The sequence below is a fragment of the Streptomyces cyaneus genome, from assembly GCF_004028635.1.
Classification (GTDB): Bacteria; Actinomycetota; Actinomycetes; order Streptomycetales; family Streptomycetaceae; genus Streptomyces; species Streptomyces cyaneus.
This window is the reverse complement of sequence record NZ_RQJW01000003.1, coordinates 121,728-144,601: the sequence shown is the minus strand read 5'-3', so window position 1 is coordinate 144,601 and position 22,874 is coordinate 121,728. Positions and strand designations below refer to the sequence as shown.

Below are 22,874 nucleotides of genomic sequence, written 5' to 3'. Positions count from 1 at the left end.
AGCATCCTCCCGTCGGCCCGAAAGGCTCACCGATGCGAAAGTTCACCGCCATCGTCAACCCCACGGCGGGCGGATCCGCCTCAGCCGCCGCCCTGCTGCAGGTGGCCCGGCTGCTGCGGGAGGCCGGGGCCGACCTGGAGACCGAGTACAGCCGCAGCCTGCCCCACGCCCGGGAACTCGCCCGGGACGCCGGACAGCGCGGCAGAGTGGTGCTCGCCGTCGGCGGCGACGGAATCGCCGGCGGCATCGGCGGCGCCCTCAGCGGCACGGACACCCTGCTCGGCCTCGTCCCGGCCGGCCGCGGCAACGACTTCGCCCGGGCGCTGAACCTCCCCACCGACCCCGAAGCGCTCGCACAGGTACTGCTCCACCACGAGCCCCGCAAGGTCGACACCATCGAAGTCGAGTCGGCCGTCCACGACCGCACCGTGGTCCTCGGCAGCGTCTACGCCGGCGTCGACGCCCTGGCCAACCGCCACGCCAACAACGCCACACTCCTGCGCGGCGCCGCCTCCTACTACGCGGGCGGACTGCGCGCCGTCACCACCTGGCGCCCCGCGCGCTACCGGGTCACCGTCGACGGCCGCGAACACCCGCTCACCGGCTACACGGTCGTGGCCGCCAACTCCGGCTACTACGGCTCAGGCCGCCTCATCGCGCCCGACGCCCGCGTGGACGACGGCCTGCTGGACGTCGTCATGATCCAGGAGGCGCCGCGTCGGCTGTTCTTCGCCCTGATGAACGACCTCAAGACGGGCGCCCACGTCCACCGCCCCCAGGTGCGGATCCTGCGAGGCAGGGAAATCCGCATCGAGGCCGACCGCGAGGTGCCCTACGGAGCGGACGGCGAGGTCGACGCGACCCTCCCGGTCACGCTCCGAGTCCTGCCGGGAGCCCTGCACGTACTGTGCTGAGCCCTCATCCACCGTCCACCGACATCCGCTGGCGTGCCGACCTCAGCTGCTGGGGGGAGGAGGTGCGATCGGCCTCGTCCTGGGCGAGCAGGGAGAGCAGCGCGGCCACCGTCAGCCCGGCTTCGGCAGGATGACGCAGTACCTTGGCCGGGGCGATCCGGTAGGTATTGGTGCGTCCCTCGCGGGTGTGCGACAGATAGCCCTCCTGCTCCAGATCGGAAATGATCTTCTGGACGGCGCGCTCCGTGAGCCGGCAGTGCGCGGCGATACTCCGGATGCGGATGTTCGGGTTGTCGGCGATCGCCGCCAGCACCCGGGCATGGTTCGTCAGAAAGGTCCATCCGATGTGCGGCTCAGGGACTCCATCCATGTACCAAGACTACGACTGATTGTTCACGTATACAAAAACACGTACTGCATTTCATGTATCTGTTGACGTGTCCCGCAGTTCGGGTTCACTCTGGTGCAGAGACGGGGAGTACCTGAGGGAGAGGCGGTCATGGCAGAGCTCGCGTCCTCTGCGAACCCCCCTACGGGGGGCATTACCGACCCTGCGGACATCGCAAGCGCATTGGCGGCAGACCCGGCATGCTCGCTGGTGACCGCCGTCCGTCCGGACGGTGACCGGGTCATCGTGAAGGTCGGTGGAGAACTCGATCTCGACACCAGCGAGCGCTTCCGCAGCGTCCTGCGCGAAGCCCTGAACCGTTCGGTCGGCGGCGTCGACCTGGATCTGGAGGGCGTCACCTTCTGCGACTGCTCCGCCCTGAACATCCTGCTCACCCTGCGCCATCGCGCCCTGGAGCAGGCCAAGACGATCGCCATCCACCCGGCGAGTGCGGCGGTGGACCGCCTGCTCACCCTCACCGGCACGCAAGCACTGTTCGCCGGGCCGAGCCCGGACAGCCAGGACATGCAAGCCCAGCACACCCAGGACGCGCTGACGTCCGAGGGCGCCGACTACGACCTGCGGATCGAAGTCGCCCAGCTGCGACGGGCCATGCAGACGCGGCCGACCATCGACCTGGCCCGGGGCATCCTGATGGCCTCGTTCAGTTTGAGCTCCGAGGAGGCCTGGACCGTACTGGTCGCCGCCTCCCAGAACACCAACACCAAACTGCACTCCCTGGCCGGGGACCTGGTCACCGCGGTCAAGGGCGACGCGCTGCCGGACGCCGTGCAGGAACAGCTGTCCTCGGCGGTCGCCAGGGTCAACTCCTCCCCGGGAGACACGCGAGGCGAGCTGGAGGAGCCGGACCGCGCCCAAGCCGCCAACTGAACCGTTGCGGTTGCGTCGATCGGCAGCGCGACGGCAGGGTTCGGGGTGTGCCTACCTTGCTGATCGTGCATCACACCCCTTCGCCCAACTGCCAGGCCCTGCTCGAAGCCGTCATCTCCGGCGCGACGGCGCCGGAGATCGAGAACGTCGAGGTCGTGCGCCGACCGGCACTGTCGGCCACGGCGTCCGACGTACTGAACGCCGACAGCTTTCTCCTGGGCACGCCGGCGAACCTCGGCTACATCTCGGGAGCCCTCAAGCATTTCTTCGACCAGGTCTACTACCCCTGCCTGGACGCCACACGAGGCCGTCCCTTCGGCTACTACGTCCACGGCGGCAGCGACGTCACCGGCGCCGTCCGGGCGATCGACTCCATCACGACCGGCCTCGCCTGGCGACGCGCGGCGCAACCCGTGACAGTGACGGGCGAGCCAGGCAAGGCCGACATCGAGGCGTGCTGGGAACTGGGAGCCACGCTCGCCGCCGGCCTGATGAACTGACCCTGGTCATAAGGAATTTCTGTGAATTCGTGAGGCGGTTGAACACAACGCGGCCCGTCTCCGTATAAGGCCGGGGGATTTTCATGCCCTGACCGACCACGAGGCGTAGGAGTACTTCCTTGGGACGCAGCACGCGAAGACGCCCCACGGGCGCACGGCGCGCGACCTTTGCAGCGGTCGCGCTGATGTTGGGCGGCGGCGGCCTGGTTGGGGCCAACGTCTACGCCTCGGCCACCGAGGACGGGGGAGCGGATCCAGCTCGGACGCTGTCCTCCCCGGCCGGCACCATCGACTGCCCGGACGTCGGCAGCCGACTGACGGCGGTGCCGGACGGGGCGAAGGAGGACGTCGCGAAGGAACTCGCCCTCCTGGACCAACAGATCGCCGAGGCCTACCAGCGGTTGCAGGAGTCGGCCCAGGCCGTCCAGCAGGACGCCGGCTTCGCGGACAGCGCGATCATGACTCCGCTGAAGGACAAGCGCACGGCGACGATCGAACGGATCGCCATCGCCGTCGATCGCCAGGGAGAACGACCCGAGGGGCTGGAGTCCCTCGCGCCGTGCACCTTGCGCGCCGCCGACAGCGGCAACGGCGACCAGGGCAACGGTGGCCAGGACGAGGGCGGCGGCAACGAGACGGGCGAGGAAGACGCGGACCAGGGCAGCGAGCAGCCGGGCAACGGCGGCCAGCCCGGTAACGGCGGCCAGGCCGGCAACGGCCCCGTCGCCGCCGACTTCGCGGACATCACCGCCGTACAGCCGAACGTGCCCAGCCCGGCCCTGCAGCAGGACGCCTCCCGCGGCACCTTCGCCACGAGTTGCGGAGTGAACGAGAACGGTCTGTTCAACTCCGACAACGTGATCGTGGCCCCCGGCGTCTCCAACGGCGCCCACCACTTCCACGACTATGTCGGCAATCAGGCCAACGACGCCTTCGCGAGTGACGAGGACCTGGCGAACGCCGAGACGACGTGTGTCGACCAGGGCGACAAGTCCACGTACTACTGGCCCGTGATACGCCTGCAGAACGGAACCCAGGAGCAGGACGCGAACTCTCCCGGCGGCGGTATCGAGGGCAACGCCGGTGAGATCGTCACCCCCAAGGAAGTGACGCTGACGTTCGTGGGCAACCCGCGCAGCAAGGTCACCGAGATGCCGCGCCTGCTGCGCATCATCACCGGCGACGCCAAGGCGTTCGTGAACGGCACCGCCAACGCCAACGCGTCCTGGAGCTGCACGGGCTTGGAGGACCGGCAGCTGAAGGACAAGTACCCGCTGTGCCCGCAGGGCAGCGACGTGGTGCGCACCTTCAAGTTCCAGAGCTGCTGGGACGGGCAGAACATCGACAGCGCCAACCACCGCACCCACGTGGCGTTCGCGGCCGCCGACGGCAGCTGCCCGGAGGGCTTCAAGGCCATTCCGCAACTGGTGCAGCGGATCGTGTACGACGTCGACGCGCCGAGCCTTCAGGACGGCGGCCGTACGACCCCGTTGTTCGCGGTGGACTCCTTCCCCGAGCAACTGCACAAGCCGGTCACCGACCACGGCGACTTCATCAACGTCTTCGCCGAGGACCTGATGGGTGAGATGGTCGACTGCATCAACGAGGGCCGCGAGTGCGGCGCCGGAGCCGGCCAGGGCGGCGACCCGGGCGAGGAGGAGCCGTCCCAGGAGCCGCAGCCGACCCAGTCTCCAGACACTCCGCCTGGCGGGAACGAGGAGCCGGAGCCCGGCAACGGCGGAGGCGAGCCGACGCAGGCACCGGCGACGGAACAGCCCGCGACGAAGCCGCCCGCGGCCGAGGAGCCCGCGGCTGAGGAGCCGGCGACCGAGGCGCCCGAGACGGAACCGGCGAAGGATGACAAGCCGACCGTGTCGAGCACGGTGGCGCCGAAGTCCTACGGGACCCCGTCGGCCACGCAGGACGCCACCGCCCCCGCACAGGGCGGCTCGGCGGACGACGACGCCGATGCCGGAAGTGCTCCCGCGCAGACGCAGCCCGCCGCGGTCGGCGACGAGTCCGGGGCCGATTCCGGAACGGAGCCGCAGGCGGTCGCGGGTGGGCTCGCGGAGACGGGCACCACACTGTGGCCGGCCGCGGCCGGCGCCGTTCTCCTGGTGGCCGGTTTCCTGCTGCTGATGCGTACGAGGCGCCGCGCCGGATGACGGAAGCGGCCCGTCACGGCGCTTGACGCCCGCACGGGCCGTCGGGGCTCGGACCGGTCGTCCCGGTCCGGGCCCCGGCTCACGGTGTCGGGATGCCTGCCGGGCGGGCCGGGCGGCCGAGGCGGACCGGGACGCCGGGGGAGTACAGCACGCTGACGGGCGCGGTGTCCGGGGCGGGCAGCCCGGCAGCAGTGACGAGGTTCTCCTCGCAGGTGATCAGCTCGGCGCGATGCAGTGGCCATCGGGGGTGGTGGTTGGGCAGATACGCCAGTGACTCCGCCCCGCCGAAGAAGGCGTTGTGCATGCCCCAGCGGGCGGTGAGGAAGTGCTCCAGCTCGGTGGGTTCCTCGATGCGTTCGCCGGTGCGCACGGTGATACGGCTGGATGCGCGGCGCGGGCCGGGCCAGCGGCGGGAGCTGGTGTAGGTGACGGTGTCACCGGCGGTGCGGACGGCCATCCGCGACCACAGGTAGGGCAGCCGGAAGCCGACGCGCCCCATCACGACCGGGATCAGCCGTGCGGCGTCCATCGAGAGGAACGCGACGCCGCGCCGTCCGTGCGCGTCGACGGTGTACAGGCGCACGTTGGTCTCGGGAAAGGTCCCGAGATACGGCACCCCGGGCAGCCGCAGCCAGCCGACCCGGTGCATCCGGAACGCGACGAGCCCGACGTAGGTGACCCCCTCGTGCGTGTCCGCAACGGTCCCCTCCGGCAGCAGTCCGGCCACGCTGTCCGGTTCGACGGCCCAGTGGATGAAGGCGAGGTCGAGCCATTGCTGGGTGAGCAGCGGGGCGGGTATGCGGGCGGGCGCTTCGGGGGTGACGGGAGTGGGTTTCGGCACGATGCCAGGATGACAGAGCCTTGATCTGACGCGGGGCTATGCCGGACCGAGCCGGTCACCTCATGCTCTTGTGCCCCTCATGGCGCGCGGTGACGGCGGTGAGGTACCCGCGCAGCATGAGCTTGGCTTCGTCGAGGAGGCCCGGATCTCCCTCGGGGTCCCGGCGGAACGCCTCCTGCGCGAGGGCGTCGGCGGCCAGGGTCGCGGCGTGGCAGGCGCGGGCGAGTGCCGCGTCGTTGGGGGCGATGCCGAGGGCCAGTACGACGCGCCGGATGCCGTCCGCCATCCGCTGTTTGTGCTCACGGTCCGCGGCGCGGGTCTGCTCGGTGAGGCTGCTGCCGAACCACAGGGCCCTGAAACCGTGTTCGGTGCGGTAGATGGCGGCGTAGGCGTCGATGAGCACGCCGACGGGGTCGTCCCACTGCTCCTCGGCCGCGGCGCGGACGAGGTCTTCCATGGCCGACTCGAGCCGGGCGAAGTAGCCGGCGGCGAGGGCGTCGATGATCGCGTCGCGGTCGGGCAGGTACTGGTACAGCGAACCGACCGAGACCTTCGCTTCGGCCGCGATACGGGTCGTGGTCAGCGCCCGGACGCCCTCGCTGACCAGGACACGTTCGGCGGCCTGAAGGACGCGGGCCAGACGTGCCTTGCTGCGCGCCTGCTGGGGGGTGCGGCGCAGGGGGACGTGCCGCGCGCCGCCGGGCTGCGGTGTCCTCGGGTCCCCCATCTACAGCCTCCGAACATGAACGTGACTTTGTTTCAGGTTTACGTTACCGTCGCGTACATGACCGACTCAAGCTCGGCGCTGGGTCAGGAGCGCGCCGCGGTGGCCGAGGCGTGCCGCCGCCTGGGGGCGCAGGGGCTGCTGATCGGCACGGCCGGCAATGTCAGCCTGCGGGTGCAGGACCGTGTCGCCGTCACGGCCACCGGCGCCGTGCTCGCGGAACTGACGGCAGATCAGGTGAGCGTGGTCGACCTGGACGGAAAGGTCGTGGCCGGGGGCTTCGAGCCCACGTCGGAGTTGGATCTGCACCTGGGCGTCTACCACCGCTACGGCGCCGGCGCGGTCGTCCACACCCACGCCCCGATGGCGACGGCCCTGTCCTGTGTATTGGACGAACTGCCGTGCATCCACTACCAGTTGCTGGCGCTGGGCGGCTCGGTGCGCGTGGCCCCGTATGCCACGTTCGGCACGCCGGCGCTCGCCGAGTCCGTCCTGACAGCGCTGGAGGGCCGCAGTGCCGCCCTGATGGCCAGCCACGGCGCGCTCACACACGCTCCGACGCTGGTCAAGGCGGTCGAGCACGCGCTGCTGCTGGAGTGGGCGTGCGGCGTCTACCAGCACGCGGCCGCGCTCGGCACGCCCCGCGTCCTCGACGAACACCAGCAACTCGCGGTGATCGAGGCCGCGCTCGCCCGGAACTACGGCACCACCCACCCCGTACCGCCTGTGCAGGAGGGAAAGCGATGAAGGTCGTCACGATGGGCGTGCATGTGCTGGACGTGCTGGTGCGGCCGGTGGAGGCGATACCCGAGGGCCAGGGCGCGACGCTGGTGGAGGACATCAGGATGACCGCCGCCGGGACGGCCGGCGGGACCGCGCTGACCCTGGCCAAGCTCGGCGCATCCGTCCGCAGCGCCGGGGCGATCGGATCCGACCCCACCGGTGACATGCTGGTCCAACTGCTGGGCGCGGCCGGCATCGACACCCGGTTCCTCGTCCGCCGCACGGACACCCCCACGTCCGCGAGCGTCCTGCCCATCCGCCCGAACGGCGACCGGCCGTCGCTGCACCTGCTCGGTGCCAACATCACCTACGGCCCCGACGACGTGCCCTGGGACGCGATCGCCGAAGCGACCCACCTGCACCTGGGCGGCCCCGAGCTGATCGGAGTCGACACGGCCACGCGCATCCTGGCGTACGCCAAGGAGCACGGCGTGACCACCTCGGTGGACCTGCTCGCCCCCGGAGTGCTGGGGAGTTTCGAGCAGATAGCGTCCGCGCTGCCGTACGTCGACCACATGCTGCCCAACGAGGACCAAGTCCTCGGTTTCACCGGCGAACAGGACCTGGTGGCGGGCGCGAACAAGCTCCTCGCTGCCGGTGCCGGCCTGGTCGCGGTCACCCGCGGTGGTGACGGCGCGCTGCTGGTGACGGGGGCGGGGACGCAGAAGGTACCCGCTTTCGCGATCGAGGTGGTGGACACGACCGGCTGCGGCGACGCGTTCTCGGCGGGCTTCGTACGCGGCATGGGTCTGGGCCGCACCCCGTACGACTCCGCCGTCCTCGGCTGCGCGGCGGCGGCGCTGGTGGCGCAGGGGCTCGGCAGCGATCACGGGGACTTCGACCTGACTGCCGCCGATGAGTTCGCCGCGGCACACAAGCCCCGGTTGTGACTTGAGAGGCGGGGCCGACAGGCCTTGCGCAGGGATAAGGCCATGACCATGGCGAAGGGGCGCGGGCCCGAGCTGGACCCCGGGGCGGGGCGTCGAGGATGCGACGCTGCTCGGTGTGGGTTCGTTGCTGCGCGTGTCGGCCTTGGCCGGGCAGCCCCAGCGGGGTTCCGGCCTGGCATCGCCCTGCTTTGCAGCGTCGGTTCGCGAATCGACCTGTCCGACGACGCCTCGATCGGCCGAGCGCCTGCCCCTGCTGAGCCCATGGACTGCGAGGGCAAGGCCATCCACGCGCCGCGTACCGGCAAGAACATCGAGATCGTCCCCGTCGACTCCATGCCGCTCTTCGCTGCGTCTCGGCCCTGACCGCGATCACCGGTGGTCGCCGTTGCCGGCACCGGCTGACGGTGCTCGGAGTCACCAGCGTTCAGCCAGGGCGGCGGAGGCGTCCCACGAACGGCAGGCGTGCGCGAAGGCGAAGCGCGCCAGAGGGCGGACGCGCCTGGGCAGGGGCGAGAGATACACCTCCCCGGACTCCGCCTTACCCGCCGTCCTGCCCGGGTTCGGGCGGGCATCGCGGACACTGGGCAGCAGGGGAAGGGAGGCCGACCGTGCTGACCATAGTCCGTGAACAGCTGGGCCAGGCTCTGTTCCGCCGTGTGGCCGGCCCCGACGGACCGGCGACACGTGCCCGCATCCACCAAACCCCCGGCCCGCGCTGGTTCGGACCGGACCGCCCGATCCGCACCGTCCACGGTGACGCCTCGATGTTCATCGGCGGGCTCGGCGCACTGCTGCTGCAGTCCCTGCATCCGCTCGCCATGGCGGCGGTGGCCGGACACTCCGGTTACCGCGGCGACCCATGGGGCCGACTGCAGCGCACCAGCACCTTCCTGGCCGTGACGACCTTCGGCACCGCCGCGGACGCTCAGCGGGCGGTCGACCACGTCCGCGGCATTCACGACCGGATCCGCGGGACGACGGCCGAGGGCGTGCCGTACCACGCGGCAGATCCGCACCTGCTCGGCTGGGTGCACGCCGCCGAGACCGACAGCTTCCTGCGCGCCCACGAACGCTACGGAGCCCGCCCGCTGGACGCGGCCGGCTACGACGCCTACGTCGCCGACACCGCGCGTGTCGCCGAGGCGCTGGGGGTGAGCGACCCACCTCGCGACCGCCGCGAGCTGTCCGAGCGCCTGACCGCCTACCGACCTGAACTGAGGGCCACAGCCGAGGCGCGGGCAGCCGCCCGGTTCCTGCTGTTCCGGCCACCCCTGCCGCTTGCGGTACGGCCCTTCTACGGCGGGCTGGCCGCGAACGCCGTCGCACTGCTCCCGCCCTGGGCCCGCGGCATGCTGTGGCTGCCCCGGGTGCCGTTCGTCGAGGACCTTGCCGTACGCCCCACCGGACACGCCCTGACCCGGACCATCCGCTGGGTCATGACCCCACCGCGCCAGTCCCGTCCGACATGAGAGCCCGGAGCCGCCGGTTCCCCAGCCGGCGAGGTGACCGTGCCGTGGACCAGGGACGCCCTCTCGTCACGGCGCCGGGTAGAACTGGCGGGCCCAGTGGCGGAACAAGCCGATGGCCTCGTCGCTCGCGGCGAGGCGGGGGCGTGGCTCGTAGCGTTTGGTGTTACAGATCCTCAGGTCCTGATGGACCTTGCCGACCGCGGTGCGCAGCATCGCGTGGGCAAAGGCCCGGTGCAGGCCACGCCGTGGAAGCGATGCTTCGGTGGCGTCCTGCTTGTGGATGTCTGCACAGGCCGTCGCGACCAGCATGCGGGTACGTCGGGGCCCGGTCGGTGTGTGCATGGCCCACAGGTAGCTGACGAGTCCGAGCGAGGGCAGCGGGAGCTCGACGCGGAGATATCCAAGGCCGGCCAGCAGGAACGTATGGTCGGCCTGGATCTTCTGCTTGACGGCGAGAGGCCGGTCCGGCCCGAGGCGCAGACGCATGCGCAGGAGCGGGCCTTGGGGCGTCGGCGGGTCGAGTTCCTGCACGGAGACGTGGTGCAGGACCGGGAGATGCCGGTAGTCGAGGGTGTTCTCGATGATCTCCTGGGCGTAGGTGTGCACTTCCGTGCTCCAGGCGGCTGTCGGAACGATTCCGGCCTGGGCGGTGCCAGGGACTTCCCAGGTGGGTGGGGCGCCATCCGGTTCGTGCCAGGCGAAGAGGAAGCCGTTGCGCTCAATGATGGTGTGGTGCTGCAGGCGGGCACGCGGGGGCGGGCCGTCGGGCGTGCCGACGCAGGTGCCGTCGGGGGCGAAGGCGAAGCGATGGAAGGGGCATACCAGGTTCTGGCCCTCCACGGTGCCGCCCGCCCCCAGATGAGCGCCCAGGTGTGGGCAGTAGGGATGCACGGCGCGGGGCCGACCGTCGCGGGTGCGGTAGAGGACGATGTCCTCGTCCATGAAACGGCGGGTCAGGACCTTGCCGGGGACCAGTTCGCGTGACCGTGCCAGGCAGAACCAGCCCCTGGGGTACGGCAGATGCCGCCCCGGCTCGTCGACGTCGGCGAGGGGACTACGAGACCTGGGAAGTTCCTCCCTCATCGTCATGGGCGGCAGCCAAACACAGGAAAACGCACGGCATTCAGCCCGCCCGGCAAGATCCCCCTTATGGGGTACCTGCCGTCCATATCGTCACAGGTCCTCTCGGGCATCACTACGATCGGTTGCTCTGAGTAATCAGTCAGGGGCGGTTCGGCACCAGCGGCGGGACGCTCACAAGGCAGGCAGGGGGCGCCGGTGGCCGACGACAGCATCGACAACCATCGACATGAAGCGGAAGTCGTCGTCATCGGGGCCGGCCTCTCCGGCGTGGCCGCAGTGATCGCGCTGCGCCGGGCCGGTTTCGAGGACGTCGTCGTCCTGGAGAAGTCCGGTCACCTCGGCGGGACTTGGCGCGACAACACCTATCCCGGGTGCGGCTGCGACGTACCGTCGGTGCTGTACGAATACTCCTTCGCGCCCCACTCGTGGAGCCGGGGCTTCGCCGACCGGTCCGAGATTCTGGACTACCTCGACACCACGGCGGTAACGCACGGCGCGCACAAGGCGATCCGTTACGACACCGAGGTGCTGAACATCCGCTGGCAGCCGGACGCGCACCGCTGGAACCTGCAGACCACGTCGGGCACGTACATCGCCCGCGCCGTGATCGTCGCCACCGGGCCCTGGCATCGGCCCCGCCATCCCGACATCCCCGGCCTCGACAACTTCCCGGGCACCGCCTTCCACTCCGCCCGTTGGAACCACGAAGTCGACCTGACCGGACGGCGCGTGGCAGTGGTGGGCACCGGCGCGTCCACCGTCCAGTTCCTGCCCGAGATCCAGCCGAAGGCGGCTCATGTCGACGTCTTCCAGAGCACGCCGCAGTGGGTACTGCCGAAACCCGAGTACCCCCTCCCTCCCGGACTCCACCGCTTCTTCGAACACCACCCCGCAGCACGCCGCGCACTACGCGGCCTGCACCACTGGACCCAGGAAGCCATCGGCGTACCCCTGCGTCACCCCCACCTGTTGCGGCCCTTGGAGGCCATGGCCCGCTTCCATCTGCGTACCTCGGTTCGGGACCGCGCCCTGCGCCGGGCCCTTACTCCTGACTACCGCTTCGGCGGCCGCCGCCTGATCACCTCCGGCACCTACTACGTCGCCCTCACCCGGCCCAACGTACGGCTGCATCCCACCCGCGTGACCGCCGTGGAGGGCTCCGACGTCCTCGGCGCCGACGGCACCCGCACCCGCGCCGACATCATCGTCCTCGCGACCGGATACCACATCGGCGACATCCCACTGGCCCCCCATCTGCACGGCACCGACGGCACATTGGCCGAGACCTGGGCCGGCAACCGCCGTGCCTACCTGGGCACCAGCGTCAGCGGATATCCCAACCTCTTCCTGCTCGTCGGCCCGAATCTGCTCACCGGCACCACCGCGGTCCCTACCGTCATCGAGGCCCAACTCCGCTACATCACCGCCGCCCTCAACCACCTGCGCACCAGCGGGGCGTCCGCACTGGATGTCAAGCCCGAGGCCGAAGCAGCCCACCAGCAGGCCCTGCACGAGGCGCTGCGCAACACCGTCTACAACGCCGCCGGCGACACCGGTTACTACTTCGGCCTCCCGGGCGTCAACACCTTCTGCTGGCCCTGGTCGACCGCCAGGCTCGTCAAGCGCCTGCACGCCTTCGACCCGGAGGCCTACACCTGGTCGCTACCGCTGCCGGCCCAGGCTGGGGCCGAGCGGGACGGTCTGTGGGCCCGCCCCTCGGGCCGACTCCAGTAGGGCCGGTCACGCGCTCGTCGACGGCGCGGTGGTGGGGCGGAACATGGGGGCACCCGGCGACGCCAGGCGCCGAAGGGGCCCTCGCCCACGGCCAGGCGGGGCCGTTCCAGGGCCTTTCGGCCGGGCGCTGGCCCGGCGAGCTCCGAACCCGTCCGCCTATGCAGCACTGCGCGACCTTGCCGTATGCGTTCGGATGATGTCCGCGTACCGGTACCCGCTGCCCTTGATGGTGCGGACCTGCGTGCGGTAGTCCACGTGGACCAGCCCGAAGCGCTTGTCGTAGCCGTACGCCCACTCGAAGTTGTCCAGCAGTGACCAGGCGAAATAGCCGGCCAGAGGGGCGCCCTTGCGGGCGGCGGACGCGCACGCCGCCAGGTGGCTGATCAGGTACTCCTGGCGTTCCGGGTCGTTCACCGTCCCGTCGGGGCGTACGACATCGGGGTAGGCGGAGCCGTTCTCCGTGACATACAGCTTGCGGGCGTCGTAGTCGTGCGTCAGCCGGAGCAGGAGGCTTTCCATGCCGGACGCGTCGATCTCCCAGTTCATTCCCGTGCGAGGCGCGCCGGGACGCCGGACCGTGCGCACTCGCGGGGCCGGTCCGGTGGGGTCGTCGGCGACGGTGGAGGAGAAGTAGTAGTTGAGGCCCAGCCAGTCCAGGGGCTGCGCAATGGTCTCCAAATCGCCCGGTTTCTCGGGGAGTTCGACGCCGTACACCTCGCGCATGTCCTCGGGGAAGTCGCGGCCGTGGACCGGGTCCAGCCACCAGCGGTTGGTGTGCCCGTCCAGGCGCCGGGCCGCCGCGATGTCCTCGGGGCGCTCGGTGGCAGCCTCGACGACGGACAGGTTGTTGACGATGCCGACCTGGGCGCCCGGTGCCGCCGCGCGGATCGCCTGCGCCGCCAGGCCGTGACCGAGGAGGAGATGGTAGGAGGCGCGCACGGCGGCACTGAGGTCGGTCAGGCCGGGGGCCATCTGGCCCTCCAAGTGGCCGATCCAGGCCGAGCACAGGGGCTCGTTGAGCGTGGTCCAGTGGTGGACGCGGTCGCCGAGACGCTCGGCGACGACTGCCGCGTACGAGGCAAGGTGGTGGGCCGTGTCACGGACCGGCCAGCCGCCCCGGTCCTGGAGGACCTGCGGCAGGTCCCAGTGGTACAGGGTGACGGACGGGGCGATGCCCGCATCCAGCAAGCCGTCGACCAACGCGTCGTAGAAGTCGAGGCCCTTGGCGTTCACCGGTCCGTCGCCGCCCGGCAGCACCCGAGGCCAGGCGATCGACAACCGGTAGGCGTTCGTGGCCAGTTGGCGCATCAGCTCGATGTCCTCGCGCCAGCGGTGGTAGTGGTCGCAGGCGACGTCGCCGTGGTCGTCGTTGTCGATCTTGCCGGGTGTGTGCGAGAACGTGTCCCAGATCGAGGGGGAGCGGCCGTCCTCGGCGACGGCCCCCTCGATCTGGTAGGCCGACGTGGCCGTGCCCCACAGGAAGCCCTCGGGGAGTGCGGCAAGGTCGATGGTCACGGAATTCCCTTCGGGGACAGGGCAGTCGGAGACAGGAGAGCCGGAGACAGCGGAGTCGGAGACGGGGGAGTCGCTCACTTGACGGCTCCCGCCGTCAGTCCGGCGACGAGATAGCGCTGCAGGAGCAGGAACCCGGCGACCACGGGGACGCTGACGACGAGCGACGCGGCCATGATCTGGTTCCAGTAGACGTTGTTGAGCGTGGAGTAACCCTGGAGGCCGACGGCGAGCGTGCGGGTGGTGTCGTTGGTCATCACGGAGGCGAAGAGCACTTCGCCCCAGGCCGTCATGAAGGCGTAGACGGCGACCGCGACGATGCCCGGGATCGCCGCCGGTACGACGACCCGGAACAGCGCGCCGAGCGGCCCGCAGCCGTCCACCAGCGCCGCCTCGTCCAGGTCGCGCGGCACCGAGTCGAAGTACCCGATCAGCATCCAGATCGAGAACGGGAGGGAGAAGGTCAGGTACGTCAGGATCAGGCCGCCGCGCGAGCCGAACAGGGCGATGCCGGTGGCGTTGCCGATGTTGACGTAGATGAGGAACAGCGGCAGCAGGAAGAGGATGCCGGGCAACATCTGCGTGGACAGCACGGTGACCGTGAAGACGCGCTTGCCACGGAAGTCGTAGCGGCTCACCGCGTAGGCCGCGAACACCGCGATCACCACCGAGCAGACGGTCGCCGCGCCCGCCACGATCAGCGAGTTCACGAAGTACCGGGCCAGCGGGATCGTCGACCAGATGTCGATGTACGGCCGGATCGTCAGTTCGCTCGGGAGCCAGCGGAACTTCCCCGTGACGTCGGCCAGGGGCTTCAGCGAGCTGGAGACCATGACGTAGACCGGCACCAGGACGAACCCGGTGAGCAGGGTGAGGAAGATCCGCCGGGACCAGAAGAAGGACCGGGGCGGAGCCATCGGCGAGCGGGGTGCCTGGGAGGTGCTAGACATCGGCCGTCTTCCTTCCTCGGGAGGTCAGCAGGAGGTAGACGCCCGTCACCACGAGCAGGAAGAGCAGCAGCAGTACGGACATGGCGGAGCCGGTGCCGAAGTTCCAGGTGACGAAGGAGGCCTGGTAGATGTGGACCGAGATGAGGTCCGCGGCCTCCGGGGCGGTCTTGCCGAACAGGACGTACGGCGTGTTGAAGTCGTTGAAGGTCCACAGGAACAGGACCAGGACCAGGACTTGGTTGACCGGGCGCAGGGACGGCAGGGTGATCCGGCGGATCTGCTGCCACATGCCGGCCCCGTCGAGGGCGGCGGCCTCGTACTGCTCCTTCGGGATGTTCTGCAGGCCGGCCATGACGATGAGGAAGGCGAACGGCCAGCCCTTCCACACCGATACGACGAGCAGCGCGACGAAGCTGTTGTCGCCGATGAGCCAGAAGGACGGCTTGTCGGTGAGGCCCAGCTGGTCGTGCAGGACGTGGTTCACCAGCCCGTTGTCGTGCTGGAACATGAACACCCAGGTGATGACGGCCGCGTACACGGGCAGCGCGTACGGCACCAGGAACAGGGCGCGCAGCAGGCCCCGGCCGCGGAAGGGGTCCTGCAGGTAGATCGCGGCGGCCGTCCCGATCAGCCAGCACAGCCCGACCGACAGCACGGTGAAAGCGACGGTGATGAGGAAGGAGCGCAGCAGTGCCTCGCCGACGGGCGCGTCGAAGTCGACCGACACCTTGTAGTTGTCGAGGCCTGCCCAGGGGGCGGCGCCCCAGTCGCGGATGTAGAACTGCGTGAGCTCCTTGAAGCTCATCACCATGCCCATCACCATCGGCACCAGATGCACCAGGAGTTCGAGGATCAGGGCGGGCAGGAGCAGCAGATACGGCAGTCCGATGCGGCGGAGCCTGCCGGGGCGGCGGAAGCGGGGCGTTCGCTCCGCCGCCCCGGAGGGGCTGTCGTGCAGGTCAGCCTCGGCGGGAGCAGTGGTCGTCATCGTCTTCACTTCGTCGGCATCTGCTGCTGGGCCTTCTCGAGCGCCGCCTTCACCGAGTCGGTGGTGACCGGGCGTCCGGCGGCCGCGTCGGCGAACAGCTCCTTGACGGCCGTACCGACCGCCGTCTCGAACTGGGACTCGTCGGCGACCTGCGGCATCGCGACGGCGCTCTTGGCGAGGGTGCCCTTGAGGACGGCGTCGGCCCCGGCGCTGAAGGAGGCGTCCGCCTGGGCGGTCTTCACCGGCGGGATGGTGCTGAACGCGGTGTTGAGGACCTTCTGTTCCTCGTCACTCGTCATGAACTTCACGAACTTCTTGGCGCCGTCGAGGTTGTCGGTGTTCTTGAACACGGCGAGATTGATGCCGGCGACGATGGAGTTGACCTGCTCGCCGGTTCCAGGGGCGCCGGACTGCACGGGCACGGGGGCGATGCCGTAGTCGGCGTCGCTCATGCCCTGGGACTCGAGATTGGCGGACGCGCTCTGCCACAGCAGCATCGCGGTCCTGCCCTTGGCGAAGTCGCTGACGGACTGGTTCTGGGCGTACTCGGCGTTGCCCGGCGCGATGATCTTGTCCTTGGCCATCAGGTCGACGTACTGCTTGACGGCGGCGACCGCGCCGTCGCCTGTGAAGTCCGGCTTGCCGTCGGCGGTGAAGAAGTCGGCGCCGTGCTGCTTGGCGAAGACGAAGGCGTGGTGGACGTTCTCCGAGGGGTTCGAGCCCTCCGCGCCCAGTCCCCACTTGCCGTCCTTGGACAGCTTCCTGCCGTCGGCGACCAGCTCGTCCCAGGTGGCCGGCGGCTTGGTGATGCCGGCGTCGGCGAACATCTTCTTGTTGTAGTAGAGCGCGTACGACATCGAGTACAGCGGAACGGCGGCCGGGTCCTGGCCGTGCGCTCCGGTCGAGCCGAGCGCGGAGTCGACGAAGCGGTCCTTGCCGCCGATCGCGGTGAAGTTCTTCGCGTCCCAGGGCAGCAGCGCGCCGGTGGCCTGCAGCGAGGCGCTCCAGGTGTTGCCGATGTTGAGCACGTCGGGGCCCTGGCCGGAGGTGGTCGCGGTGAGGATCCGGTTCAGCAGGTCCGACCAGGGGATGACCTCCAGCTCCACCTTGATCCCGGTCTGCCTCTCGAACTTGTCGAGCTCGGGCCGGAGGACCTTCTTGTCGACCTCGATGTCGGCCCCCTGGTTGGAGGCCCAGTAGGTGAGCGTTTTCGGCGAGTCGTTGGACCCGCCGTCGCTCGTCGACGAGCCGCCGCCGCAGGCGGTCACGGCGGTCAGCAGGGAAACGGCGACCGCACCGGCGGCCGCGGCTCGGATTCTGCGCATGGCTCAGGCGTCCCTTTCCGGAGGGAGACCCACGAGTGCGTTCACTTCCCGAACGGCCTTCATGGGTTAATTTAGGGCGTGATTTAAGACCCGAAGGAAGGTCGCGTCAAGAGATCGCGCAGGGGTATGTTGCTGGTCGGGCAGAGTCGGAAGGGAGCCACATGGCAGGGCGGAACGGGCGGACGGTGCGTGACCTGCGACGGGGCAATCGCACCGCCGTACTGCAACGGTTGTATTTCGACGGGCCGATGAGCCGCTTCGAGCTGGCCCCGGCCACCGGACTGAGCGGCGGTTCCATCAGCAACGTGGTCGCGGAACTGGTCGCCGACGGCCTGGTCGAGGAGGCCGGCACCGTCGAGTCCGACGGTGGCCGCCCCCGCACCCTGCTGCGCGTCGCCCCCGCCAGCGGCCACATGATCGGTGTCGACGTCGGCGAAACCCGCGTACGCGTCGAGCTCTTCGATCTCACCCTGACCGAACTCGCCCGCACCGAACGGCCCCTGGAGCGCCAGGGCTACGACGTCGAGGTCATCGTCGGCCACATCCGCGACGGCATCGCCGAAGTCCTCGCCGAGACGGACATCACCCCCGAGCGGCTTCTCGGCGTCGGCGTGGGCGTCCCCGGCATCGTGGCCCGCACCCCTGAACAGGGCGCCGTGGTCCACGGCCAGACGATCGGCTGGGACGCCGTCCCGCTCGAATCCCTGCTCCGCTCGACGTGTGAACTCCCCGAGACCCTCCCGTACTTCATCGACAACGGCGCCCGCACGCTCGGGCATGCCGAGATGTGGTTCGGTGCCGGCCACGGCGCCGCCAACGCCGTGGTCGTCCTCTTCGGCTCCGGCGTCGGCGCCTGCCTCGTCACCCAGGAGGTGGAGCAGGGCCGATCCCTCGAGTGGGGGCATCTGACCGTACGGGTCAGGGGGCGCCGCTGCCGCTGCGGTGCCCTGGGCTGCCTGGACGCGTACGCGGGCGCCGAGGCGCTCCTGGACCGCTGGCGTGAGGAGGGCGGACGACCGCCGCAGGGCACCGACGAGGAGACCGCACTGACAGCGATGCTCGCCGCGGCCTACCCGGCCGAGGGAGCCGACGCCGACCCTGCGGCACTCAACGTCCTGGAGGAGGCCGCCGAGTACCTGGGCGCCGGCCTGTCCGACCTGATCAACCTCTTCCAGCCCGAGCGCATCCTCATCGGCGGGTGGGCGGGGCTCCAGCTCGGCCCCCGCATCCTGCCCGCCGTACGCCGGTACGCCGCCTCGTACGCCCTGCGCCATCCGGCCGAACGCGTCTCCATCGACCTCGGCGGCCTCGGCCCTGACGCGGTCACGGTCGGCGCCGCGATCCTGCCTCTCGCCGACTTCTTCGCAGCGGGCGGACAGCGCGGCACTCGTGGTCGCGCACGTCATGACAGACGTGCGTGATCCGGGCGGCCGGCGCCGGCGGTACCGCTGGTCTCGGCGCCCGCGGAGGTCGTCCGCGGGCGACGGACGCCGACTTCCTGTCTGCCTGCGCCGGCGAGCCACTTGAGCCCGTCGATGAGGAAGCGGTTCTGGACCGGGCTTGCGAACGTGGACGACAGGCGTGTGTGGGTGGCGTAGTCCATGGCGTTGTGGCCGAAGTTCGCGTACAGCATCCGGTAGCGGGTGTTGGTCCACAGGATCGGGTAGTGGCCGCTGTACCAGGACTGGTTCTGGTCGGTGCCCAGGGGGAAGCTCGTCGGGTCGACGGAGGCCAGGACCTTGATGGCAGGGTTGGTGCGCAGGTCGTTGGACCAGCTGTACCACTCGCTGACCGACGAGGTGAACGTCGCGGGCAGGCCGGTGGTGGACGGGTGTGTCCGGTCCTCGGTGCGCAGCACCGCGGTCGTTGGTTCCCAGGTGTTGGAGCGGAAATTGCCGCTGCCCAGGAAGCTGTTGTAATACCAGGGCCAGGATCCGGCGTCGGTGGTGAACGCCGAGACGTGGAAGCCCATCCAGCCGCCGCCGGCCTGCATGTACCGCTCGAAGCCGGCCCGCTGAGCCGCGCTGTGCGGCGCGTCGTCGAGGAAGAGGACGACCTGGTAGTCGTTCACTCCTCCGTTCGCGAGCAGCTCCCAGTCGGCCGTCGCCGTGTAGGTGAAGTCGTGCTGGGCGGCGGTGCGCGGGAACCACTCGTTGGCTTCCTTGACGAAGTCGATGTGCGCGGCGTCCCAGGTCCCGTTGTAGAAGGCGATGACCTTGAAGGCGGGCGCCTGCGGCGCGGCGGAGGCATCGAGCCCGGCGGGCGCCGGGGCTGCCGCCGGCCCCAGCACGAGCGCCAGGCCCGTCAGCAGTCGTGCAACGAGGCGCCTCACGGGTAGCTCACCAGGTTGGCCACGTTGGTGGACGAGTTGGAGGGTCCGCCCCGGTCGTTGATGACGTGCCGGATGGTTCCGGTCCCGCCGAGCGAGACGGTCACCATGTTCTGGAAGCGGACGCCCGGGTGGTTCGGCACCTCGAAGGCGCGCTCTGCGGTGACGGACGGGTCGGCGTTGAAGAAGCAGTAACTGCCCAGCCCGTACGCCTGGTGGCTGGTGACGGAGTTCGCGACCTTGTAGGCGGCGTATCCCTGGGTGGAGCCGTTCATCCAGGCGGCTTGGTTCGGCGGGTCGTAAGGCATCTCGTTCTGGTAGAAGTACGTCCGTCCGCCGTTGCCGTTCCAGATGGTCTGGTGCTTCTGGTAGTGCTCGACGAACAGGCCGTACATGGTGACGTTGTCGCCGTTGACGACGAGTCCGGTGTCGGCCGTGTTGGTGTTCCAGCCGATGCCGCTGCCGTGGTCGCCGCGCCAGATCCACATGTGGTCGCCGATGACATGGTCGCTGTTGACGACGAGGCTGGTGGTCGCCTTGCCCACGGCTGCTCCGCCGACGCGGAAGTACACGTCGTGCAGGGAGGTGGGGTTCGCCGCGTGGGAGGCGGCGGCGCCGGCCGGTCCGATCTCCACGAGCGTCTGGGAGTTGGAGGTGCCGGCGTCGAAGAGAACGCCCGCGATCTTCACCCCGTCGACGTCTGCGACCGTCATGGCCGTGACGCCGTTGTCCGGGATGAAGGTCGCCAGGCCGAGTCCGAGGACCACGGTGTCGGGGCGGGTCACCCGCAGAGTCTGGTCGAGGTGGTAGACGCCGGGTGTGACCAGGAGGTTCTTGCCGTCGGCGAGGGCGGCGTTGATCTGCGCGGCGGTGGCGCCGGGCTTGACGACGTAGAACTGGTCGATGCCGAGCGAGGCGCCTGGCGCGTTCCCGTTCGCCCAGCTGGTGGCCGCGGAATTGTTCCGCAGGGCGGGCACGAACACCCGGTAGGCGCCCGCGTTGTCGACGTACAGGAAGGGCTTCTCGCGCACCGTCGGGGTCTGGTCGACCGTCGTGTAGGGCGGGTTGGGGAAGGTGTTGCCCGGCACGCCCTGGCTGCCGACGAAGACCATGTTCCAGTTGGAGCCGCTCCAGCTGCCGAGCTGTGAATTGCGGGTCAGCCACTGCTGCTGCGTGCCGGAGCGGACCTGCCCGTCGATCTTCGTGTCGGCCATGAAGCCGCCGCTGGACCAGCCGCCGTCGCTGAGTTCAAGGTTGCCGCGGACGTGCATGCGCCGGTACCCGGACGCCTGGGAGACCGCCCACCGGTCGGTGCCGCCGGTGGGGTTCACCGAGAGGTTCTCCGCGCCCCGCCAGAAGTTCTGGGTGGCGTTCTGCGGCGGGAACCAGTCCGCCTCCACGTGCACGGCGCCGTTGATGGTGACCGAGTCGGGGGACTGACCCAGGCCCAGGACCTGGGTGTAAAAGCCGACGTTGACGTCATTGCTGTACGTGCCCGGCTTGAACATCACCGCGTAGCGCTGCGAGCCGAACTGGTTGGTCTCCTGCTGCCGGAAGATCGAGTCCAGTCGGCTCTGGATCGTGGACGAGGGCATCGAGGGATCGAAGACGACCACGTTGGGACCGAGGTCAACATCCCCCGGGGCGGTGCTCACCGGTGCGACCTGGAAGCGCTGGGCGGCCGTACCGTTGCATGTGTACTGCACCAGCTGGACACTGTCGGCTGTCGAGGCGGACGGAACGTCAAGGCATTTGCCACTGTGCCGGTTGACGAAGTGATAAGCGCCGCCGCCCTCGTCGACGGCCTGCCACTGCTGGTTGCCGCCACCGCCGTACGTCCACAGGTGTACGGCCGCGTTGTCGGCCGTGGACACGTCGCTCACGTCCACCACCTGCTGGGCGTCATTGCGGTTGGCGATCCGCACGAAGCCGTCGCTGGTCGGTGTGAAACTCCACTGCTGGGCGGTGCTGTTGTTGCAGGCGTACTGCTGCACCGCCGTGCCGTTGACGGTTCCGGCCGCTCGCGCGTCCAGGCACTTGCCGCTGCCGCTGTTCACCACCGTGGACCAGCCGGTGGGCAGGGCGGCGGCGGAAAGGGGCGGGGCGGCGGTCTGTGCGGTGACGGCCCGGGCGGTGTCGGCGTGCGTGGGCTGGACGGCGCTGAGGAGCGAGGCGGCCGTGGTGGCGGCGAGGAAGGCCGCGGTCAAAGGGCCGCGGGTGCGGGCCCGAGGTGACCTTTGGCGGCTTCTGATGGCTGGTCCGGGGGGCTGGAGCATGTCTTCTCCTGCGCCGGCGAAGCGGCATGAGTGGGGGGTGAGGGGGGAAGGGCGAGGCGTCAGCCGGTGTCTGGGGCGTGGAGACGGCTGACACCTCCTGAAGTCGACGATGGGTCAGAACAGGGCTTGGTCTGCGCATGACAGACGCGGACAGGTGTGCGGCACCTGCGGAACTCTGACCGCGCGGACGAACTCGGTGTGCTCTACCTCTGGATGCTTATTTCACTGCATGATTTAAGAAGTGATGGAAATGCTCTGTCAAGGCTTTGGTATAGGCCAACCTGAAGCTGTGTGCGTCCTCGATCTGCAAGCGCCGCAGCGGAGTTGAGCGCATCGTCAACCGGCTGAGGCAACTCCGCGCCGTGGCCGCGTACGACGCCAAGCGTGGTGGGGTGGGTGGGCCTGGTCTCGGGGTGGCGAAGGGACGTAGCTGATCACGGGAGGCGGCATGGCAGTACGATCCCGTTTCATGGTCGTGGACATGGGGCGGGACGAAAGACAGGACACGGTCGAGCTGGTCTACCGGCCAACGCGCGCCGACTTCCTCGCGGGCATCCGGCTGCGGGAGCGCCGCCGTCACCTCCACCTGGTCCGGTGGGGCTTGACGGGGCTGTTCGCGGCCGGAGCCTTGCTGGTGGTGACCACACCGGCAAGCTCCGCGCAGTCATTGGTGACGGCCCTCTTCTGCGCCGCCCTGATCTGGTCGATCCCCTACCTCCAGGCCCACCACGCGCTGCGCACAGTCTCCTGGCAGGGCGAGTACCGCACGTCCGTGAGCGAGACGTCGATCGCGGCCGAGACCGCACACGCGACGCTTGTACAGCGCTGGTCCGTCTTCCGCGGGTACCGCGAGACCCGTGACCACATGGTGCTGCTCAGCCGCGATCCGAACATCCTGCTCGTGGAGGTGTTGCCCAAACGCGGGCTGCGCTCTCCGCAGGACGCGGAGCGACTGCAGGCCCTCCTGAGTCGTCATCTGCCCCGCGTCTGAAGCGCCGTTCTGGCCGACCGTGGTCTGGTTTTTCGTTCTTTCCTCGCGGCCTGGCGACTTCCCCGGCAGACTGCGCACATGGTGGGGTTGTGGCACCGTGGACGCCGGTCGGCAAGATCGC

Annotated in this window: 19 protein-coding genes and 1 pseudogene; 10 read left to right on the top strand and 10 right to left on the bottom strand. The window is 69.6% G+C overall.

Translation table 11 applies throughout. The annotated features are described in order from the left end of the window. The first annotated feature begins 32 nt into the window (after window positions 1-32). Complete coding sequence (locus EHO50_RS09910) at window positions 33-914, top strand: YegS/Rv2252/BmrU family lipid kinase (RefSeq protein WP_128429514.1); 882 nt, start codon at window positions 33-35, stop codon at window positions 912-914. 4 nt (window positions 915-918) lie between these two features. Here EHO50_RS09910 and EHO50_RS09905 read toward each other — a convergent pair whose 3' ends face one another. Beyond that, complete coding sequence (locus EHO50_RS09905) at window positions 919-1,284, bottom strand: helix-turn-helix transcriptional regulator (protein ID WP_128429513.1); 366 nt, start codon at window positions 1,282-1,284, stop codon at window positions 919-921. 228 nt (window positions 1,285-1,512) lie between these two features. Between EHO50_RS09905 and EHO50_RS09900 the strand changes: the two genes are divergently transcribed. The 3 genes from EHO50_RS09900 to EHO50_RS09890 all read left to right on the top strand — a co-directional run bounded on the left by EHO50_RS09900 (window position 1,513) and on the right by EHO50_RS09890 (window position 4,858). Next, a complete protein-coding gene (locus tag EHO50_RS09900) occupies window positions 1,513-2,193 on the top strand; it encodes an anti-sigma factor antagonist (protein WP_246101102.1) in 681 nt (226 codons plus the stop codon). Between the two features lie 47 nt (window positions 2,194-2,240). Then, window positions 2,241-2,693 (top strand): flavodoxin family protein, encoded by a 453-nt coding sequence (locus EHO50_RS09895; protein WP_128429511.1) that lies wholly within the window; start codon window positions 2,241-2,243, stop codon window positions 2,691-2,693. A gap of 185 nt (window positions 2,694-2,878) precedes the next feature. Next, window positions 2,879-4,858, top strand: a complete 1,980-nt coding sequence (locus tag EHO50_RS09890) for a DUF1996 domain-containing protein (protein ID WP_128430634.1) — start codon at window positions 2,879-2,881, stop codon at window positions 4,856-4,858. A 79-nt stretch (window positions 4,859-4,937) separates the two neighbouring features. Here the strand turns inward: EHO50_RS09890 and EHO50_RS09885 are convergent, their stop codons facing one another. Continuing rightward, window positions 4,938-5,699: a YqjF family protein gene (locus EHO50_RS09885; protein ID WP_128429510.1), complete on the bottom strand. Its 762-nt coding sequence runs from the start codon at window positions 5,697-5,699 to the stop codon at window positions 4,938-4,940. Between the two features lie 55 nt (window positions 5,700-5,754). Then, a complete protein-coding gene (locus tag EHO50_RS09880) occupies window positions 5,755-6,426 on the bottom strand; it encodes a TetR/AcrR family transcriptional regulator (protein WP_128429509.1) in 672 nt (223 codons plus the stop codon). Between the two features lie 57 nt (window positions 6,427-6,483). Between EHO50_RS09880 and EHO50_RS09875 the strand changes: the two genes are divergently transcribed. From EHO50_RS09875 to EHO50_RS09865, 3 genes are all read left to right on the top strand, one after another. Beyond that, window positions 6,484-7,170: a class II aldolase/adducin family protein gene (locus tag EHO50_RS09875; RefSeq protein WP_128429508.1), complete on the top strand. Its 687-nt coding sequence runs from the start codon at window positions 6,484-6,486 to the stop codon at window positions 7,168-7,170. Then, window positions 7,167-8,096, top strand: a complete 930-nt coding sequence (locus EHO50_RS09870) for a carbohydrate kinase family protein (protein ID WP_128429507.1) — start codon at window positions 7,167-7,169, stop codon at window positions 8,094-8,096. The genes EHO50_RS09875 and EHO50_RS09870 overlap by 4 nt, the downstream gene beginning before the upstream one ends. A gap of 608 nt (window positions 8,097-8,704) precedes the next feature. Next, window positions 8,705-9,565: an oxygenase MpaB family protein gene (locus EHO50_RS09865; protein ID WP_128429506.1), complete on the top strand. Its 861-nt coding sequence runs from the start codon at window positions 8,705-8,707 to the stop codon at window positions 9,563-9,565. A 66-nt stretch (window positions 9,566-9,631) separates the two neighbouring features. Here the strand turns inward: EHO50_RS09865 and EHO50_RS09860 are convergent, their stop codons facing one another. After that, entirely contained in the window at window positions 9,632-10,654 is a 1,023-nt protein-coding gene (locus EHO50_RS09860; RefSeq protein ID WP_128429505.1) for a Rieske 2Fe-2S domain-containing protein, read from the bottom strand. Window positions 10,655-10,843: 189 nt separating this feature from the next. On the opposite strand from EHO50_RS09860, the gene EHO50_RS09855 reads away from it, so the two are divergent. Next, window positions 10,844-12,382: a flavin-containing monooxygenase gene (locus EHO50_RS09855; protein ID WP_220096429.1), complete on the top strand. Its 1,539-nt coding sequence runs from the start codon at window positions 10,844-10,846 to the stop codon at window positions 12,380-12,382. A gap of 156 nt (window positions 12,383-12,538) precedes the next feature. Here EHO50_RS09855 and EHO50_RS09850 read toward each other — a convergent pair whose 3' ends face one another. The 4 genes from EHO50_RS09850 to EHO50_RS09835 form a co-directional block, all read right to left on the bottom strand. Then, window positions 12,539-13,897 (bottom strand): GH1 family beta-glucosidase, encoded by a 1,359-nt coding sequence (locus EHO50_RS09850; RefSeq protein ID WP_128429504.1) that lies wholly within the window; start codon window positions 13,895-13,897, stop codon window positions 12,539-12,541. A gap of 74 nt (window positions 13,898-13,971) precedes the next feature. Continuing rightward, on the bottom strand, window positions 13,972-14,811 hold the full coding sequence (locus tag EHO50_RS09845) for a carbohydrate ABC transporter permease (RefSeq protein WP_128430632.1): 840 nt from the start codon (window positions 14,809-14,811) through the stop codon (window positions 13,972-13,974). Window positions 14,812-14,836: 25 nt separating this feature from the next. Continuing rightward, window positions 14,837-15,832: a carbohydrate ABC transporter permease gene (locus EHO50_RS09840; protein ID WP_128429503.1), complete on the bottom strand. Its 996-nt coding sequence runs from the start codon at window positions 15,830-15,832 to the stop codon at window positions 14,837-14,839. A gap of 5 nt (window positions 15,833-15,837) precedes the next feature. Beyond that, the gene (locus tag EHO50_RS09835; RefSeq protein WP_128429502.1) at window positions 15,838-17,157 is read right to left on the bottom strand and encodes an ABC transporter substrate-binding protein; all 1,320 of its coding nucleotides are present in this window, start codon (window positions 17,155-17,157) and stop codon (window positions 15,838-15,840) included. Window positions 17,158-17,318: 161 nt separating this feature from the next. On the opposite strand from EHO50_RS09835, the gene EHO50_RS09830 reads away from it, so the two are divergent. Further along, window positions 17,319-18,578 (top strand): ROK family transcriptional regulator, encoded by a 1,260-nt coding sequence (locus tag EHO50_RS09830; protein ID WP_128429501.1) that lies wholly within the window; start codon window positions 17,319-17,321, stop codon window positions 18,576-18,578. Window positions 18,579-18,661: 83 nt separating this feature from the next. On the opposite strand, the pseudogene EHO50_RS09825 reads toward EHO50_RS09830, so the two are convergent. After that, a pseudogene (locus EHO50_RS09825) lies at window positions 18,662-19,489 on the bottom strand (ThuA domain-containing protein); the annotation flags it as partial. Then, a complete protein-coding gene (locus EHO50_RS09820) occupies window positions 19,486-21,762 on the bottom strand; it encodes an RICIN domain-containing protein (protein WP_425472150.1) in 2,277 nt (758 codons plus the stop codon). The gene EHO50_RS09820 and the pseudogene EHO50_RS09825, both read right to left, overlap by 4 nt. A 448-nt stretch (window positions 21,763-22,210) precedes the next feature. Between EHO50_RS09820 and EHO50_RS09815 the strand changes: the two genes are divergently transcribed. Continuing rightward, window positions 22,211-22,753, top strand: a complete 543-nt coding sequence (locus EHO50_RS09815; RefSeq protein ID WP_246101101.1) for a YcxB family protein — start codon at window positions 22,211-22,213, stop codon at window positions 22,751-22,753. Window positions 22,754-22,874: the final 121 nt, after the last annotated feature.

Coding starts and splice junctions, on each gene's coding strand:
- EHO50_RS09820 (WP_425472150.1), bottom strand. CDS start 21,762: ATGCTCCAGCCCCCCGGACCAGCCATCAGAAGCCGCCAAAGGTCACCT.
- EHO50_RS09830 (WP_128429501.1), top strand. CDS start 17,319: ATGGCAGGGCGGAACGGGCGGACGGTGCGTGACCTGCGACGGGGCAAT.
- EHO50_RS09840 (WP_128429503.1), bottom strand. CDS start 15,832: ATGACGACCACTGCTCCCGCCGAGGCTGACCTGCACGACAGCCCCTCC.
- EHO50_RS09860 (WP_128429505.1), bottom strand. CDS start 10,654: ATGACGATGAGGGAGGAACTTCCCAGGTCTCGTAGTCCCCTCGCCGAC.
- EHO50_RS09875 (WP_128429508.1), top strand. CDS start 6,484: ATGACCGACTCAAGCTCGGCGCTGGGTCAGGAGCGCGCCGCGGTGGCC.
- EHO50_RS09870 (WP_128429507.1), top strand. CDS start 7,167: ATGAAGGTCGTCACGATGGGCGTGCATGTGCTGGACGTGCTGGTGCGG.
- EHO50_RS09815 (WP_246101101.1), top strand. CDS start 22,211: ATGGCAGTACGATCCCGTTTCATGGTCGTGGACATGGGGCGGGACGAA.
- EHO50_RS09845 (WP_128430632.1), bottom strand. CDS start 14,811: ATGGCTCCGCCCCGGTCCTTCTTCTGGTCCCGGCGGATCTTCCTCACC.
- EHO50_RS09880 (WP_128429509.1), bottom strand. CDS start 6,426: ATGGGGGACCCGAGGACACCGCAGCCCGGCGGCGCGCGGCACGTCCCC.
- EHO50_RS09835 (WP_128429502.1), bottom strand. CDS start 17,157: ATGCGCAGAATCCGAGCCGCGGCCGCCGGTGCGGTCGCCGTTTCCCTG.
- EHO50_RS09890 (WP_128430634.1), top strand. CDS start 2,879: ATGTTGGGCGGCGGCGGCCTGGTTGGGGCCAACGTCTACGCCTCGGCC.
- EHO50_RS09910 (WP_128429514.1), top strand. CDS start 33: ATGCGAAAGTTCACCGCCATCGTCAACCCCACGGCGGGCGGATCCGCC.
- EHO50_RS09905 (WP_128429513.1), bottom strand. CDS start 1,284: ATGGATGGAGTCCCTGAGCCGCACATCGGATGGACCTTTCTGACGAAC.